The 13,740-nt window shown below is 61.2% G+C and carries 17 protein-coding genes; 8 read left to right on the top strand and 9 right to left on the bottom strand.

What is annotated here, in order from left to right; all coding sequences use genetic code 11:
- The first annotated feature begins 72 nt into the window (after nt 1–72).
- Complete coding sequence (locus tag H7847_RS00660; RefSeq protein ID WP_227267456.1) at nt 73–1,122, top strand: hypothetical protein; 1,050 nt, start codon at nt 73–75, stop codon at nt 1,120–1,122.
- A 62-nt stretch (nt 1,123–1,184) separates the two neighbouring features.
- Here H7847_RS00660 and H7847_RS00655 read toward each other — a convergent pair whose 3' ends face one another.
- The 4 genes from H7847_RS00655 to H7847_RS00640 form a co-directional block, all read right to left on the bottom strand.
- Entirely contained in the window at nt 1,185–1,595 is a 411-nt protein-coding gene (locus H7847_RS00655; RefSeq protein WP_227267455.1) for a DUF2237 family protein, read from the bottom strand.
- A gap of 79 nt (nt 1,596–1,674) precedes the next feature.
- A complete protein-coding gene (locus H7847_RS00650) occupies nt 1,675–2,715 on the bottom strand; it encodes a DUF2332 domain-containing protein (protein WP_227267454.1) in 1,041 nt (346 codons plus the stop codon).
- On the bottom strand, nt 2,712–3,410 hold the full coding sequence (gene pth / locus H7847_RS00645) for an aminoacyl-tRNA hydrolase (protein WP_227267453.1): 699 nt from the start codon (nt 3,408–3,410) through the stop codon (nt 2,712–2,714). Before pth ends, H7847_RS00650 begins: the two co-directional genes overlap by 4 nt.
- Nucleotides 3,411–3,511: 101 nt before the next feature.
- Nucleotides 3,512–4,159, bottom strand: coding sequence for a 50S ribosomal protein L25/general stress protein Ctc (locus tag H7847_RS00640; RefSeq protein ID WP_227267452.1), 648 nt, complete (start codon nt 4,157–4,159; stop codon nt 3,512–3,514).
- 149 nt (nt 4,160–4,308) lie between these two features.
- Here H7847_RS00640 and H7847_RS00635 point away from each other — a divergent pair, with 149 nt between their 5' ends.
- Nucleotides 4,309–5,481 carry an MFS transporter gene (locus H7847_RS00635; RefSeq protein ID WP_227267451.1) on the top strand — a complete coding sequence of 391 codons (1,173 nt, stop codon included), beginning with the start codon at nt 4,309–4,311 and terminating at the stop codon, nt 5,479–5,481.
- Here H7847_RS00635 and H7847_RS00630 read toward each other — a convergent pair.
- On the bottom strand, nt 5,468–6,082 hold the full coding sequence (locus tag H7847_RS00630) for a hypothetical protein (RefSeq protein ID WP_227267450.1): 615 nt from the start codon (nt 6,080–6,082) through the stop codon (nt 5,468–5,470). The two genes, H7847_RS00635 and H7847_RS00630, sit on opposite strands and share 14 nt — an antisense overlap.
- A 19-nt stretch (nt 6,083–6,101) precedes the next feature.
- Entirely contained in the window at nt 6,102–7,271 is a 1,170-nt protein-coding gene (locus tag H7847_RS00625) for an alpha-hydroxy acid oxidase (protein WP_227267449.1), read from the bottom strand.
- A gap of 132 nt (nt 7,272–7,403) precedes the next feature.
- Between H7847_RS00625 and H7847_RS00620 the strand changes: the two genes are divergently transcribed.
- On the top strand, nt 7,404–8,525 hold the full coding sequence (locus H7847_RS00620; protein ID WP_227267448.1) for an Acg family FMN-binding oxidoreductase: 1,122 nt from the start codon (nt 7,404–7,406) through the stop codon (nt 8,523–8,525).
- Nucleotides 8,518–8,997: a MarR family winged helix-turn-helix transcriptional regulator gene (locus H7847_RS00615; RefSeq protein ID WP_227267447.1), complete on the top strand. Its 480-nt coding sequence runs from the start codon at nt 8,518–8,520 to the stop codon at nt 8,995–8,997. The genes H7847_RS00620 and H7847_RS00615 overlap by 8 nt, the downstream gene beginning before the upstream one ends.
- Here H7847_RS00615 and trpA read toward each other — a convergent pair.
- A complete protein-coding gene (trpA, locus tag H7847_RS00610) occupies nt 8,989–9,780 on the bottom strand; it encodes a tryptophan synthase subunit alpha (protein ID WP_227267446.1) in 792 nt (263 codons plus the stop codon). The two genes, H7847_RS00615 and trpA, sit on opposite strands and share 9 nt — an antisense overlap.
- 141 nt (nt 9,781–9,921) lie before the next feature.
- On the opposite strand from trpA, the gene H7847_RS00605 reads away from it, so the two are divergent.
- Both H7847_RS00605 and ychF read left to right on the top strand, forming a co-directional pair.
- Nucleotides 9,922–10,113: a hypothetical protein gene (locus tag H7847_RS00605; RefSeq protein WP_227267445.1), complete on the top strand. Its 192-nt coding sequence runs from the start codon at nt 9,922–9,924 to the stop codon at nt 10,111–10,113.
- A 70-nt stretch (nt 10,114–10,183) separates the two neighbouring features.
- A complete protein-coding gene (gene ychF / locus H7847_RS00600) occupies nt 10,184–11,281 on the top strand; it encodes a redox-regulated ATPase YchF (protein WP_227267444.1) in 1,098 nt (365 codons plus the stop codon).
- On the opposite strand, the gene H7847_RS00595 is transcribed toward ychF, so the two are convergent.
- Nucleotides 11,278–11,697, bottom strand: a complete 420-nt coding sequence (locus H7847_RS00595; protein WP_227267443.1) for a hypothetical protein — start codon at nt 11,695–11,697, stop codon at nt 11,278–11,280. The genes ychF and H7847_RS00595 overlap by 4 nt on opposite strands.
- A gap of 22 nt (nt 11,698–11,719) precedes the next feature.
- A complete protein-coding gene (locus H7847_RS00590; RefSeq protein WP_227267442.1) occupies nt 11,720–12,922 on the bottom strand; it encodes a pyridoxal phosphate-dependent aminotransferase in 1,203 nt (400 codons plus the stop codon).
- Nucleotides 12,923–13,007: 85 nt separating this feature from the next.
- Here H7847_RS00590 and H7847_RS00585 point away from each other — a divergent pair, with 85 nt between their 5' ends.
- Together H7847_RS00585 and H7847_RS00580 are read left to right on the top strand one after the other, a co-directional pair.
- A complete protein-coding gene (locus H7847_RS00585; protein WP_227267441.1) occupies nt 13,008–13,415 on the top strand; it encodes a helix-turn-helix domain-containing protein in 408 nt (135 codons plus the stop codon).
- Nucleotides 13,399–13,665 carry an FAD assembly factor SdhE gene (locus H7847_RS00580; RefSeq protein ID WP_227267440.1) on the top strand — a complete coding sequence of 89 codons (267 nt, stop codon included), beginning with the start codon at nt 13,399–13,401 and terminating at the stop codon, nt 13,663–13,665. The genes H7847_RS00585 and H7847_RS00580 overlap by 17 nt, the downstream gene beginning before the upstream one ends.
- Nucleotides 13,666–13,740 lie beyond the last annotated feature (75 nt).

The following is a 13,740-nucleotide window of genomic DNA, read 5'->3' as shown; positions in this document are numbered from 1 at the left end:
GGGTTGGCGGAACATCAGATCTAAGGTGACACCGGGGCACGTCCCCTGACACCATCACAGATAAGGTTTTATATGACATCTCGTTTCGCGCGCGCGCTTTCGATCTGCTGCGCCTGCGGCACTGCCCAGGCTTCGGACAATCCGGCAGAGCGCTATCTCAACGCGCACGAGGCTTACGCGCAGGCCACGTGCCCTATCGCGGACACCGACATCACGCATTTTGTCTATTTCGCGCGGGACCGGGACGCCGTGCGGGGGCACCCGCTACTGACGTCCGCCCGGTTTGAGGGAGCGCAGATCATGTATCCCTGGCGTCAGCTGGAACCCCAAAGGGGCGTCTATGATTTCTCTGAAATCCGCGCGGATATCGCGTATCTGAACAGTTTTGGAAAGATGCTGTTCCTGCAGTTGCAGGATGCCTCCTTCAACCCGGATTTCAAGCCGGTGCCGGATTACCTGCTTGACGCGGCGTACGGCGGTGGGGTGACGGCGCAGTATCTCGACACGGGCGAGATAGAGGGCTGGGTGGCAAAGCGCTGGTCGCCCGAGGTTCAGGCGCGCTTTGCCGCATTGCTTGATGCTCTGGGTGCGGAGTTTGACGGCGTGATCGCGGGCATCAACCTGCAGGAATCCATCATCGGGGTGTCGATGGAAACCGACCCCAGCTTTTCTCCCGCTCCCTATGCCGAGGCGCTGAAGACCAACATGCGTGCGCTCAAAACCGCGTTTCCCAGCGTCACCACCCTGCAATACGCAAACTTCATGCCGGGCGAATGGCTGCCGTGGGAGGATGAGGGGTTTCTGCGCGGCATCTATGCGTTCGGCGAAGAGATTGGCGTCGGTCTGGGCGCGCCTGATCTGATGGTGCAGCGCAAAGGGCAGCTCAACCATGCGCTGGCGATGATGCATGAGCAAAGCTTTACCGCGCCCCTCGGCATCGCGGTGCAGGACGGTAATTATATCGGCCAGACCAATACCCAGAAACGCGTGACCGACAGGCAGAACATCGTGCCTTTGCTGCACGCTTTCGCAGATGATTTCCTGAAGGTCGACTACATGTTCTGGTCGAATCAAGAACCGTATTTCGCCGAAGATGTGCTGCCCTGCATGCAGGGTGAATGAGGCGCTGTTGGCCCAAGAGCCACAGGGTTACGATGATTGTGCGCGCCCGAAGCGAGCGCAGCCTAGAGGTCGGGCCCGGTGCGCCGGTCCCTGGTGCCCGGACCTGGGGTCGCATGATCCTTGAGCACCTCCAGCGGCACGATCTCAAGGGCGCGCCTGTGCGTCGCGGCCAGATACACTTGCGGCGCGCAGCCCTCGTCATGGGCCTGTAAAAACCGCCCCGCACATAAGCACCAGCTGTCTCCGGCCTTCAGGCCCTCGAACCCGAATTCGGGGCGCGGCGTGCTCAGATCGTTTCCCACATATTTGGAAAAGGCGAGAAACTCGTCGGTCATCACCGCACAGACGGTGTGGTTGCCGCGGTCCGCCGCGCAGGTGTTGCAGTGCCCGTCCCGGAAAAAACCGGTGACTGGATCGCTGCCGCAAAGGGCCAGGCGTTCACCCAGAACATTCACGCTGTCGTCCTGTTCCATCCCGGTCTCCCTTTTGTTGTTTGCCCTGTCATAACATAGGGTCCGGTGGCACGATGGCCAACGCCGCGCTGCCCGGCGGCTACGCCGACCCCGTCCAGTGAACCCAGCGTCCGTGAAAATCTGCCCGCCCCAGTGACAGCGTCACATCACCGGGCCAGAGCCTGAGCACGAGGGCCGCGCCGATGCCGCCTGTCATGTCTCCATCTGTCTCCATCGAAAGCCAGGCCACAGGACGCGTGTATGTAGCCGCAGCGCCCGCCTCCTCGATCATCGCGCGACCCCGCGCCTGGACGTCTTTTGGAAAGTATTGCCAGGCCACGGTGTGCTGGATCAGATGCAGATGAGCATCCGGTGCGTGCGTCAGGCGCCGGCCCAGCCAGGCGATGGCATCGCCGCGATGCAGAGGGGCCTTCATGATCGCGGCTGCGGCTCGGGTCAGGGCCAACCTGTCGGGCTGATCCGGCCAAAGAAAGGCAGTCAGGCGCAGCAGGTCCTGCGGATTAGCCGGATTGAGCGGGTTGAGATCAACACCGGCGCGCGCCGCAACCACTGGCAGCTCGGGCTGGGGCAGGGGGCCGCGCCACTCAGGTTTCAGGCTCAGAACAGGGTCTGAGGCCCCAAGGGTGAGGGCCCCGAGATCCAGCGCATAGTGGTCCCACATCAGGTTCAGCCCACCGCTGGCGCCAAGCTCGGATAGCCAGACCGGCAGGTCGAACCGTCCCGCGAGCACTGTTGCACCTGCGATCAGGGCAGCGGACCTGCGCACCTCATTGGTCTGGGGCGGGCTTTCCACCCAATCGAGCAAAAACGCCTCATGTGCCGAAAGCGCGGACAGAACGGCCACCCGCAGCGCCGCATCCGAGGATGCCTCAGGCGGGTAGACCGCTGCCAGGTCAGGCGCCCGTCCGCTGAGCACAAGCGCATGCAGGCCACCCGCAATGCGTAGCGGCAGAGATGCCCCGGCCGGACCGACATCCCCTGAAAACGCTGCAAACCGCCTGCCGAGTGTGCTTTTTTCCGGCCAGCAATCCGCCAGCAAATCAAAGAGCTGCCCCATGAAAGGGGACCCCAGCCGGGCGCAACTGATGGCCTGATACTCGAAAGCCTCCGAGAGTGTCACTTGAAGCGCTCCACCAGCCTTTGCAGGGCGGATCGGGGCTCGGTCTTGGGTGCGGGCGGCGTGGCGTCCGGGGCAGGATTTGCGGCCGGCTTCTGTGCAGGTTTCTTTTCGCCCGTGCCGGAGCGTGCGGGTGCCGTGCGCAAGGCCACCGCATTGCTGAATTTTGCAGCATCTCCGGATGCCAGATAGGGGGCGCCGTCGCTGACGCCGCGCAGAACATCGTCCAGCCAGTCCTGGTCTGCCTTGGAGAAATCATGCAGGACATAACCCGGCACGCGGTCCTTGTGACCGGGATGGCCAACGCCGAGCCGCACGCGGGCATACTCGGGACCGATATGGGCGTGAATCGACCGCAGCCCGTTATGACCGGCATGCCCGCCGCCGACCTTGTACTTGACCTTGCGCGGGGCCAGATCAATCTCGTCATGCAGCACGACGACATCCGCGGGGTCCAGCTTGTAAAAGCGCATGGCGGCCTGCACCGATTGGCCGGAGTTGTTCATGAACGTCTCGGGCTTGAGCAATACTGCCCGCTCCGACCCGAAGCGCCCCTCACTGAGGCTGCCCTGATGCTTGCCTTTCCACGGCGCAAAGCCATGGTCAGCGGCGATCCGGTCCAGGGCCATAAATCCGATGTTGTGCCGGTGACCTGCATATTTCGGGCCGGGGTTGCCCAAGCCCACGATCAGTTTCATGCCTTTGCTCCTATACTGCAGCGCAGCATAGCGCAGCCATCCCGGAAACGAAATACGGGGCCGCAAAGGGCCCCGTATCCAACAGTTTTCTGCTTCGAAGCTTACTCTTCTGTTGCTTCTGCTTCTGCCTCTGGGGCGTCTTCGCTCTCATCCTCGTCCTCGTCGTCAGAAGACGACAGGCCAGCAGGGGCAGAGAGTTGCGCAATCACAAAGTCACGGTCGATCGTTGGCTTTGCGCCTTCGGGCAAGGTGACCGACGAGATCGTGATATTGTCGCCGATCTCCATCTCGGAGATGTCGATGGTGATGTGATCGGGGATATCGCCCGCGGTCACGATCAGTTCGACTTCGGGGCGGATCAGCGTCAGAACACCACCCTTTTTCAGGCCGGGGGCCACGTCTTCTCCCTCCACTTCAACCGCGATGAAGAGGTTGATCTTGGTGGTGCGCTTGAGACGCATGAAGTCGATATGTGTCGGCAGATCCTTGACCACATGACGCTGGACGTCGCGGCAAATCACCCGCACATCATCGTGACCCTCAACTTTCATGTTGAACAGGGTCGACTTAAACCGACCGGCCCGCAGTTTTTTGATCAGCACGTTGAACGGAATGTTGATGGGCAACGGGTCCGTCTCGCCACCAAATACGATGCCAGGAACCATGCCGTTGCGACGTGCCTGACGAGCGGCGCCCTTGCCTGTCCCCGTCCGTTCCTGAGCGACAAGATCCGGAATTTCTCCAGCCATTGATACTCTCCAATATGTAAAGGCGGGGCTCCTCCAAGGCTGTAGCCCCGCGTGAAGCCGCGCGTATAGACCGCTTTTGTCCTCTTGGAAAGAGGGTTTTTGAGATCGCCCGTCTTGTGGGTTTCCTCTGCGCGTGTCAGGGAAATGGGATGGGACTGTTAACCGATCTTTGGGTGTCGCGCAAACCGCTGATGGGCTTTGCCCTTATGGCGTCGGCCTGGGCTGCGTTCTTTGCGCAGATGCCGGTCATCAAGCAGGCGATCTCGGCCTCGGACGGTGTGTACGGGGCGGCGATGCTGCTGGCTTCGCTGGCCGCTGTAGCGGCAATGTGGGTTGCCCCCTTTGCCGACCGCGTGGCAGGCCGCCTGGCGCTGCCGTTTTTCTCTTTGATAGTGGTTTCGGGTATGATCGGGGCCGGGGCGTCCTCGGGGCTGGTCACCTTTACGCTGGCCATGATCGTGGCGTCCATTGCGGCGGGGGTCGTCGATGTGCTGGCCAATGTACGCATTTCGGAGGCCGAGCAAGCCTCTGGTCGCCCTCTAATGAACCTCAACCACGCGTGTTATTCGCTGGCCTACGCCGCCGCCGCCTTTGCGACCGGGGCGTTCCGGGAGCTGGGCTGGACCCCGGTCGAGATCTTCGCGTTGCTGGGGGTCATTACCCTCTCGCTGGCCTGGGTGATGATCGAGCCTGCCAGCAAACCAAAACCCGTCTCTGCATCGGAGGCGCGCGCCTCGGTGTCCGTGGCGCGGCTCTTGACCGTGCTGGGGGGTGCTGTGGTGTTGGTGGCCTTTCTGGTCGAAGCCAGTGCCGAAGGCTGGTCCGCGCTGCATCTGGAACGCACGTTGGGCGGGGATGCCTCCGAAGGCGCGCTGGGGCCGGCGATCCTCGGCCTGACCATGGGCGTCGGGCGGCTTGCAGGGCATTTCCTGTCCCGCCATCTGCCCGAGCTGAAACTGATGGGGATCGCGGCGCTGGTTTCTGCGGCAGGGCTTGCGCTGGCGGGCAGCGCCCCCAGCCTGACAGTCGCTTATCTGGGCTTTGGCCTTGCGGGGATCGGCGTCTCGGTTGTGGCGCCGCTGGCCCTTGCCCTGATCGGCCGCACGGTCGCCCCGGAGGCGCGGCTGGACGCCATCAGCAGGGTGTCGGTCATGGGTTACGGAGCCTACTTCTTTGGGCCCCCGCTGATGGGTTTTACCTCCGAGGCGCTGGGTCTGCGGGCGGGTTTCATCCTCATCGCCGGGATCATGGTCGTCACAGCCCTTTTGCTGGTGCCGGCCCTGGGCCGCAGTGCCGCGACCCATCCTGTCAGGGACGTTTAAGATACCCGCCTGCCGCCATCAGCCTGTCATAAAGCGCGAATTCCTTGGCCCGCGCGGCCTTCAGAAGCGCTGTCATGTCGGGGGAGAGAGGGGCCTTGAGCGCAGGCGACACGTTCCGGCGTTTGAGCGTTATGTCCGTGTCCAGCCGATCTGAAAGGAACGCCAGCAGTGCTTCCTGCGCGGTATAGGCAAAGAGATGATCGACAGCCAATTCGCCTGCCTTGTTGGTCAGAAACCCGCGCTGGGTGCCGATCCTTGCGTGCTCTCGCGGCGTGTCTGACACGACCTCTTTGATATAGTCGTCAAAAGAGATGTCCCGCGTCGAGCGATCAAGACCGGCAACCGCGTCGCGGGCGCGGTATCTGTACCAGCTTCTGATCTGGTCCAGCGGTTCGCGCATGACAGCGACGGTTTCCGTCTCGACCCCGAAGGCGCTTTTAAGAAACGGGGCGATCTTGCTTTGGTAGCGCTTTGCGTTGAGATGTTTGCGCTCCTTGGTAAAGATGATCTCGGCCCGTCCGCCTAACGCTGTTTCAATTGCTGTTGTGCCGGTCTTGGGGTTTGCAAGGAAGGTCAGACGCTTGTCGATGAAAATCAGCATGGCGCGAGCTTACCGCCTGTCAGGTTTTCTGCCAACGCCCTTCGAAATCTTCGGGGATCAAGAGGTTATGCCGTCCCAGATCTGCCACCTTGGTCTCCCCGCAGAGCGCCATCGTCGTGTCGAGTTCCTTGTGGATGATCTCAAGCGCCTTGGTCACGCCGGGTTGTCCCATGGCCCCCAGCCCGTGGATAAACGCCCGCCCGATGTAGGTGCCCTTCGCGCCAAGGGCCAGCGCCTTGAGCACATCCTGACCTGAGCGGATACCGCCGTCCATATGGACTTCGACCTTGTCACCGATCGCATCCAGAATAGCCGGCAATGCCCGGATCGACGAGAGCGCACCGTCCAGTTGCCGCCCGCCGTGGTTGGAGACAACGATCGCATCGGCCCCCATCCTGGCGGCCATCCTGGCGTCCTCCACATCAAGCACGCCTTTCAGGATCAGCGGCCCGCCCCACATCTTCTTGATGGTTTTGACCTCGTCCCAGTTGAGCTGCGGATCAAAGCTTTCCGAGGCCCAGACCGACAGAGAACTCATATCGCTGATGCCGTCGATATGCCCCACGATATTGCCGAACTGGCGCCGCTTGGTCTGTGCCATACCTGAAATCCAGCGCCATTTCGTGGCCAGATCTATCAGGTTGGGCAAGGTGGGTTTGATCGGCACGGTCAGCCCGTTCTTGATGTCCTTGTGCCGCTGCCCGAGGATTTGCAGGTCAAGCGTCAGCACCAGCGCCGAGCATTTGGCGGCCTTGGCCCGCTCAATGATGTTCTTGACGAAGGTCTTGTCGCGCATGGCATAGAGTTGGAACCAGAACGGCTTGGTGGTATGGGCGGCCACGTCCTCGATCGAACAGATCGACATCGTGGACAGCGTAAAGGGCACGCCGAACTTTTCTGCTGCCTTTGCCGCCAGGATCTCGCCGTCCGCGTGTTGCATCCCGGTGGAGCCCACCGGCGCAAGCGCCACGGGCATGGCCACATCCTGCCCGATCATCTGGCTGGCGGTGCTGCGCCCGGTCATATCGACCGCGACCCGTTGGCGCAGCCTGATCTGTTCAAAGTCGGTCGTGTTCTCGCGAAACGTCTGCTCGGTCCAGCTGCCTGATTCCGCGTAATCGTAGAACATCCGGGGCACCCGGCGTCTGTGCATTTCCTTGAGGTCCTGGATCGTGGTGACGGCTGGCATGGCAACTCCCGCTTACTCTTTCGCTTCGGGTATCAAGGCCTAGACGCAATTTCAATCTATCAGTGAGGACAGGGATTGATTGGTTCGATATCGTACTATATATAGTGCAATATCGAACCAAATGAAAGCCAGATGAAAGGATACCTCATGTCTCTCTCTCGACGTAAAACACTGACTTTGATCGGCGGCGGTACGGTTCTGGCAGCCTCAGCAGCGGGGGCCGGGTTTATGGCGACCCGAACACCTTATGTGGCGCAAGCGCCATGGGGCGCTGCGGGCACATATGAGGACCCGCGACTCAATGCCCTGAGCTTTGCCCTGCTGGCCCCCAATCCACATAATCTGCAACCTTGGCAGGTGGCACTGGAGGGTGACGATGGCGTGGCGTTGTTTCACGACCAGACGCGCCGTCTGCCTGAAACGGACCCGTTTGATCGGCAGATCACCATTGGTCTGGGTTGTTTTCTGGAACAGATGGTGCTCGCCGCGGGGGCCGCCGGATATCAAGTGACCCTGGAGCTCTATCCCGAGGAGCCAGACGGCCCTGTGGCGCGGGCGCGGTTTGCGCAGGGCGGCAGCGCTGATCCGCTCTCCGCGCACATCCTGGACCGGCGCTCGTGCAAGGCGCCTTTTGCCGATCAGCCACTGACCCCGGCACAGGCGAATGAACTGGAGCTCTATGCGGATATCTACACTGATGGCGGAACGGTGGGAGCCCTGAAAACACTGACATGGGAGGCCTGGCAGGTTGAGGCCCACACACCGCGTACCTTGCGGGAATCGGTTGATCTGATGCGCTTTGGCAAGGCCGAGATCAACGCCTCCCCCGACGGGATCGATCTGGGCGGGCCGGTCCTTGAGGCCTTGATGCTGGCGGGGGTTCTCACCCGCGAAGGCCAGTTGGAGCCTGACAGCGAGGGGTTCAAACAGGGCGTCGCGATCTACAACGAAATGCTGGCCGCCACGCCCGCCTACGCGGCCATCGTGACGCAGACGAACACCCGTGCCGATCAGATCGAGGCTGGCCGGCGCTGGTTGCGCCTGAACCTCAAGACGACGGCAATGGGGCTGGCGCTGCACCCGGTCAGCCAATGTCTGCAAGAGTTTCCCGAAATGGAGCGGCACAAACAGTCGGCACATCGTCTTCTGGCACAGCGCGGGCAAACGGTTCAAATGCTGGGCCGCTTGGGCTACGGTCCGGATGTGGCACCAACGCCGCGCTGGCCGCTGGAGGCGAAACGACTGGATGCCTGACCAAACACACGCCGATCTTTTTGAATTGTTCAAGGAGATCAGCATCATTGAGCAACTCAGTCGCGTCTTGCTGGAGGCGCGGCTGCCCGAGGGGTTGATCGCCCCGCATTTTACGGTGCTCAACCACATGATCCGGCTGGGGGACGGGCGCGCGCCGATCGATTTGGCGCGGTCGTTTCAGGTGCCCAAGACAACCATGACGCACACCCTGAAGGGGCTGGAGCGGCACAAGCTTGTGGAGATGCGGCCCAACCCCGACGACGGGCGCTCCAAGCTGGTCTATCTCACCGATGCGGGGCGGTCCCTGCGCAGTGAGGTCATCACGGCCCTTGGCCCCGATTTCGAGCATTTTGCAGCGGGGTTCGACATGCGAAAGGTCTCGGCGATCCTGCCGGTTCTGACGGAGCTGCGGATCTTTCTAGACGAGGACCGGAACGGCAGCCCGCCGCGATCAGACCGGCGGTCAGGCTGAATGGGCGCCGTCAGAGAGTGATTTCACAAAGGCCAGAACATCCCCAACGCTGTCGCCCGCCGCAATCTTGCTCACGATGGCGGAGCCCACCACGACGCCGTCTGCCACTGCGGCAATGGCGCGGGACTTCTCCGGTGTGTTGACGCCAAAGCCCACGATGACCGGCAGGCCGCTGGCCGCCTTGATCCGCGCGACTTCGGGGCGGACGTCACCCGCTTCAGCTTCGGCGGCCCCGGTGATGCCGGTGATCGAGACGTAATAGACAAAGCCGGAGGTGTTTTGCACAACCTGCGGCAGGCGCTTGTCATCGGTCGTTGGCGTGGCGAGGCGGATAAAGTTCAACCCTGCAGCCTGCGCAGGCAGACAGAGCTCTGCGTCTTCTTCAGGGGGCAGATCGACGACGATCAGCCCGTCGATTCCGGCGTCTTTTGCCGCCACCAGAAAGGAGTCGACCCCACGGCTGTAGATCGGGTTGTAGTAGCCCATCAGCACGATGGGGGTGGTTTGATCCCCCTCCCGGAAGGCCCGCGCCAGATCGAGCGTCTTTTGCAGGGTCATGCCTCCTTCGAGGGCGCGCTGACCGGCAAGCTGAATGGTGGGGCCATCCGCCATCGGGTCGGTGAAGGGCAGGCCCAGTTCGATGATATCGACACCTGCGGCGGGCAGCCCTTTGACCACCGCCAGCGAGGTTTCGAAATCAGGATCACCCGCCATGATGTAAGAGACAAAGGCTTTCCTGCCCTGTCGGGCCAGATCAGCAAATTTATCATCAATGCGGGTCATAGAGCGTCCTTTTGCGTTCCGGCCTCCAATGCCCAAATCCGTGCTGGAAATCAATGCAGCAATGCTGCAAGTCGTCGGGGTGGGCGATTTTTCCTGATTTTGCCCCTAAAAATCAGGAGCCCTCATGCCCATTTCAGCGTCATGAACTATATTCTTGCGATACTGTTGCCACCGTTGTCGATCCTGCTGGCCGGGCGCCCGATCCTGTCGATTGTCGTGTTTCTGATCTGGATTCCGGCATTGTTCTTTTCGGGGGGACTCACACACCCGATGTTCATCCTGCTGGCCTGGGCACTGATCTTTCATGCCCGTGAGGATGCGCGCAGCCGCTAGCCCTGCCACAGCCCTTGTGTTGCCGCGCCATTCGCCCTAGGAGATGCGCCAGCTGAAGAGGGACGCGGACATGGGTTTCAAGATGGGTATTGTGGGCTTGCCGAATGTAGGCAAATCCACGCTGTTTAACGCGCTGACGCGGACAGCTGCCGCGCAGGCCGCCAATTTTCCGTTTTGTACGATTGAGCCCAACGTGGGCGAGGTGGCGGTACCCGACGCGCGGCTGGACGCGCTGGCGGGCATTGCAAGCTCAAAACAGGTGATCCCGACGCGCATGACTTTCGTGGACATCGCAGGCCTTGTGAAAGGCGCCTCAAAGGGCGAGGGGCTTGGCAACCAGTTTCTGGCCAACATCCGCGAAGTGGACGCCATCGCCCACGTTCTGCGCTGCTTTGAAGACGGTGACGTGACCCATGTGGAAGGCCGGGTGGACCCGGTGGCGGATGCCGAGACCATTGAGACGGAACTCATGCTTGCCGACATCGAAAGCATCGAAAAACGGCTGCAAAACATCCTGCGCAAGGTGCGGGGCGGCGACAAGGAGGCCGTGCAACAGGAACGGCTGATGCGCGCGGCCCTTGAGGCGCTGGAGGCGGGGCAACCGGCCCGCGTGGTCGCGGTGGATGAGGAAGACGCCAAGGCCTGGAAGATGCTGCAACTGCTGACGACCAAGCCCGTGCTCTATGTCTGCAACGTCGGTGAAGCGGAGGCCGCTGTGGGGAACGCGCATGCGGCGAAAGTGGCGGAAATGGCGGCCAAGCAAGGCAACGCGCATGTCATTATCTCGGCCCAGATCGAGGAGGAGATCAGCCAGCTTGAACCGGATGAGGCGGAGATGTTCCTGGAAGAAATGGGGCTGTCCGAGGCTGGGCTCGACCGGCTGATCCGCGCGGGCTACGAATTGCTGCATCTTGAGACCTATTTTACGGTTGGTCCCAAAGAAGCACGCGCCTGGACCATCCGCCAGGGCACCACGGCACCCAAAGCGGCGGGCGTGATCCATGGCGATTTCGAAAAGGGGTTTATCCGCGCCGAGACGATTGCCTACGAGGATTTTGTTTCGCTGGGCGGGGAGAATGCAGCCAAGGACGCAGGCAAGATGCGCGCGGAAGGCAAATCATATGTCGTTAAGGATGGCGATGTGTTGCACTTCCTCTTCAATACCTAGCGGTCGGGCGTTTCGTCTCGGGCTTCGGTCAGGCGGTCGGCCTTTTTGCGCACAAGCACATGGCGCAGGTCATGCATCGCCAGCAGCAGACTGTCGGTGATGGCTTCAAGCTCTGCTTCTGATGCCTTGGATTGCGCCCATTGCGTTGTCAGGTTGAGGTAATCTATCGTCCGCGCGATGTCATCCAGCGTGCGCGCGGCCAACAGCGCCGTGCGCTCCGCCATCCAGCGGCGGATTGCGTCCGTATCTTCCGCCGACAGGGTGCGGTCGCCCTGCGGTTTGATCTCACCATTGCGCACGTTGAGCACGGCGATCTGGTCCATCTCGATCCGGCGCTGACGATTTTGCGTGTCGACCCGGAACACGGCGGCCCCGTTTTCGCGCACCCGGAAGTAATAGTCGGGGAGGTCGGTCATATCGTTGCTCCTTCCGCGCAGGTCACGTCAGGCTGCTGCAAAAGGCCTGCAACCGCGTGCAGGCTTCCTTGAGCAGGTCGTCCGAGGTCGCATAGCTGATCCGGAAGTTCGGCGACAGGCCAAAGGCCGCCCCAAAGACCACCGCCACCCCGGTATCCTCAAGCAAGGCGGTGGCAAAACTCTCATCGGTGTCGATAACCGTGCCGGCTGGCGTCTTCTTGCCGATGAGCCCGGCAATCGACGGATAGACGTAAAACGCGCCTTCGGGTGTGGGGCAGACAACACCGTCAATGTCGTTGAGCATGGAGACCACAAGATTACGCCGCCGGACAAACAGGGCGTTATTGGTGGCGATGTAATCCTGTGTGCCATTCAGCGCCTCGACCGCGGCCCATTGCGAGATCGTGCAGGGGTTTGATGTGCTTTGGGACTGGATCTTGCGCATTGCGGCGATCAGGTGCTCGGGGCCTGCAGCATAGCCGATCCGCCAGCCGGTCATCGCATAGGCCTTGCTGACACCGTTCACGGTGAGTGTTCGGTCATAAAGCGCGGGCTCCAGCTCTGCGGGTGTGCAGAACGTAAACCCGTCATAGGCCAGATGTTCATACATATCGTCCGTCATCACCCAGACATGCGGATGTCGCAGCAGCACATCTGTCAGCGCCTTCAATTCGTCTCGGCTATAGCCTGCCCCCGTCGGGTTGCTGGGCGAGTTGAAGATAAACCACTTTGTTTTCGGGGTGATCGCGGCTTCGAGCGCTTCTGGCGTCAGCTTGAAGTCCTGCTCCAGCGTCGCCGCGGCCACGACCGGTTTCCCGCCCGCGAGCAAGACCATATCCGGGTAGCTGACCCAATAGGGCGCAGGGATCACAACCTCATCGCCGGGGTTGAGCGTGGCCATCAGCGCGTTGTAAAGGATTTGTTTACCCCCCGTGCCGACACTGACCTGCGAGGGGAGGTAGGAAAGCCCGTTGTCGCGTTGCAATTTGTCGCAGATGGCAGTTTTTAGCTCAGGTATCCCGTCAACGGCCGTGTATTTGGTCTTTCCATCGTGTATGGCTGCTACCGCAGCATCTTTGATGTTTTGCGGCGTGTCGAAATCCGGCTCTCCGGCGCCCAGTCCGATGACATCGCGCCCGGCGGCCTTCAGTTCGCCGGCCTTTGTGGTGACAGCGATCGTTGGGGACGGTTTGACGCGCGCGAGTGTCGTAGACAGAAATTCCATGAGAGCCTCGGTTTTATAAAACTAAGGCGTTCATAGGGGGCTGCGTAGCCCCGATCAAGCGCGTTGGCGTGTAGGAGAGTGCAAGATGGACGATAGTAAAGACTGGTATGGGCCTGAGACAGCGACATTTGGGGATCGGCTGGCCGCGGCGCGAGAAACGGCAGAGATGACGCAGCCCGAGCTTGCGCGTCGCCTCGGCGTACGCGTCGCGACCCTGCGGTCGTGGGAAGACGATCTGAGCGAGCCACGTGCCAACCGCCTGTCCATGATGGCCGGGCTTTTGAATGTCTCGATGATGTGGCTTATTAACGGTCAGGGCGAGGGTCTCGATGCGCCTTTGGAGGAAGCAACGTTGCCAACCTCCGCCAGCGAGATACTCAATGAGCTGAGAGACTTGCGTGCGGATATGATCGCCCGGGTCGAACAGATGGGCCGTCTGGAAAAGAAGTTGCGCACGGCATTGCGGGAAGAGGCAGATGACAGAGCTGCCTGAAAATCGCATAAAGCGGCTCAGGATGCGGTCCATGCGGCGCGGCATCAAGGAGATGGATCTGATCCTGCAGCGCTTTGCCGAGGCCCATTTGGACGTCATGGATGACGCGGGCTTGAAGCTCTACGATGAGATGCTCAGCGAGAACGATCACGACCTCTATCAGTGGGTTACAGGTCAGGTGCCGCCCCCCGAAGCTTATGCCAAACTGATTGAAGACATCATCGCGGATTTACCCAAAACCAGCGCCTGAAACACAATGTGCGCATGTTTTTCTAGTTTTTAACGAAATATTGGGCTTTCTCACGCAATTTCCGGCCAAACAAGA

Source organism: Roseobacter weihaiensis, from assembly GCF_020622345.1.
Classification (GTDB): Bacteria; Pseudomonadota; Alphaproteobacteria; order Rhodobacterales; family Rhodobacteraceae; genus Roseobacter; species Roseobacter weihaiensis.
Note: the sequence above shows the minus strand (reverse complement) of the source record. Positions and strands in the feature narration are given on the sequence as shown.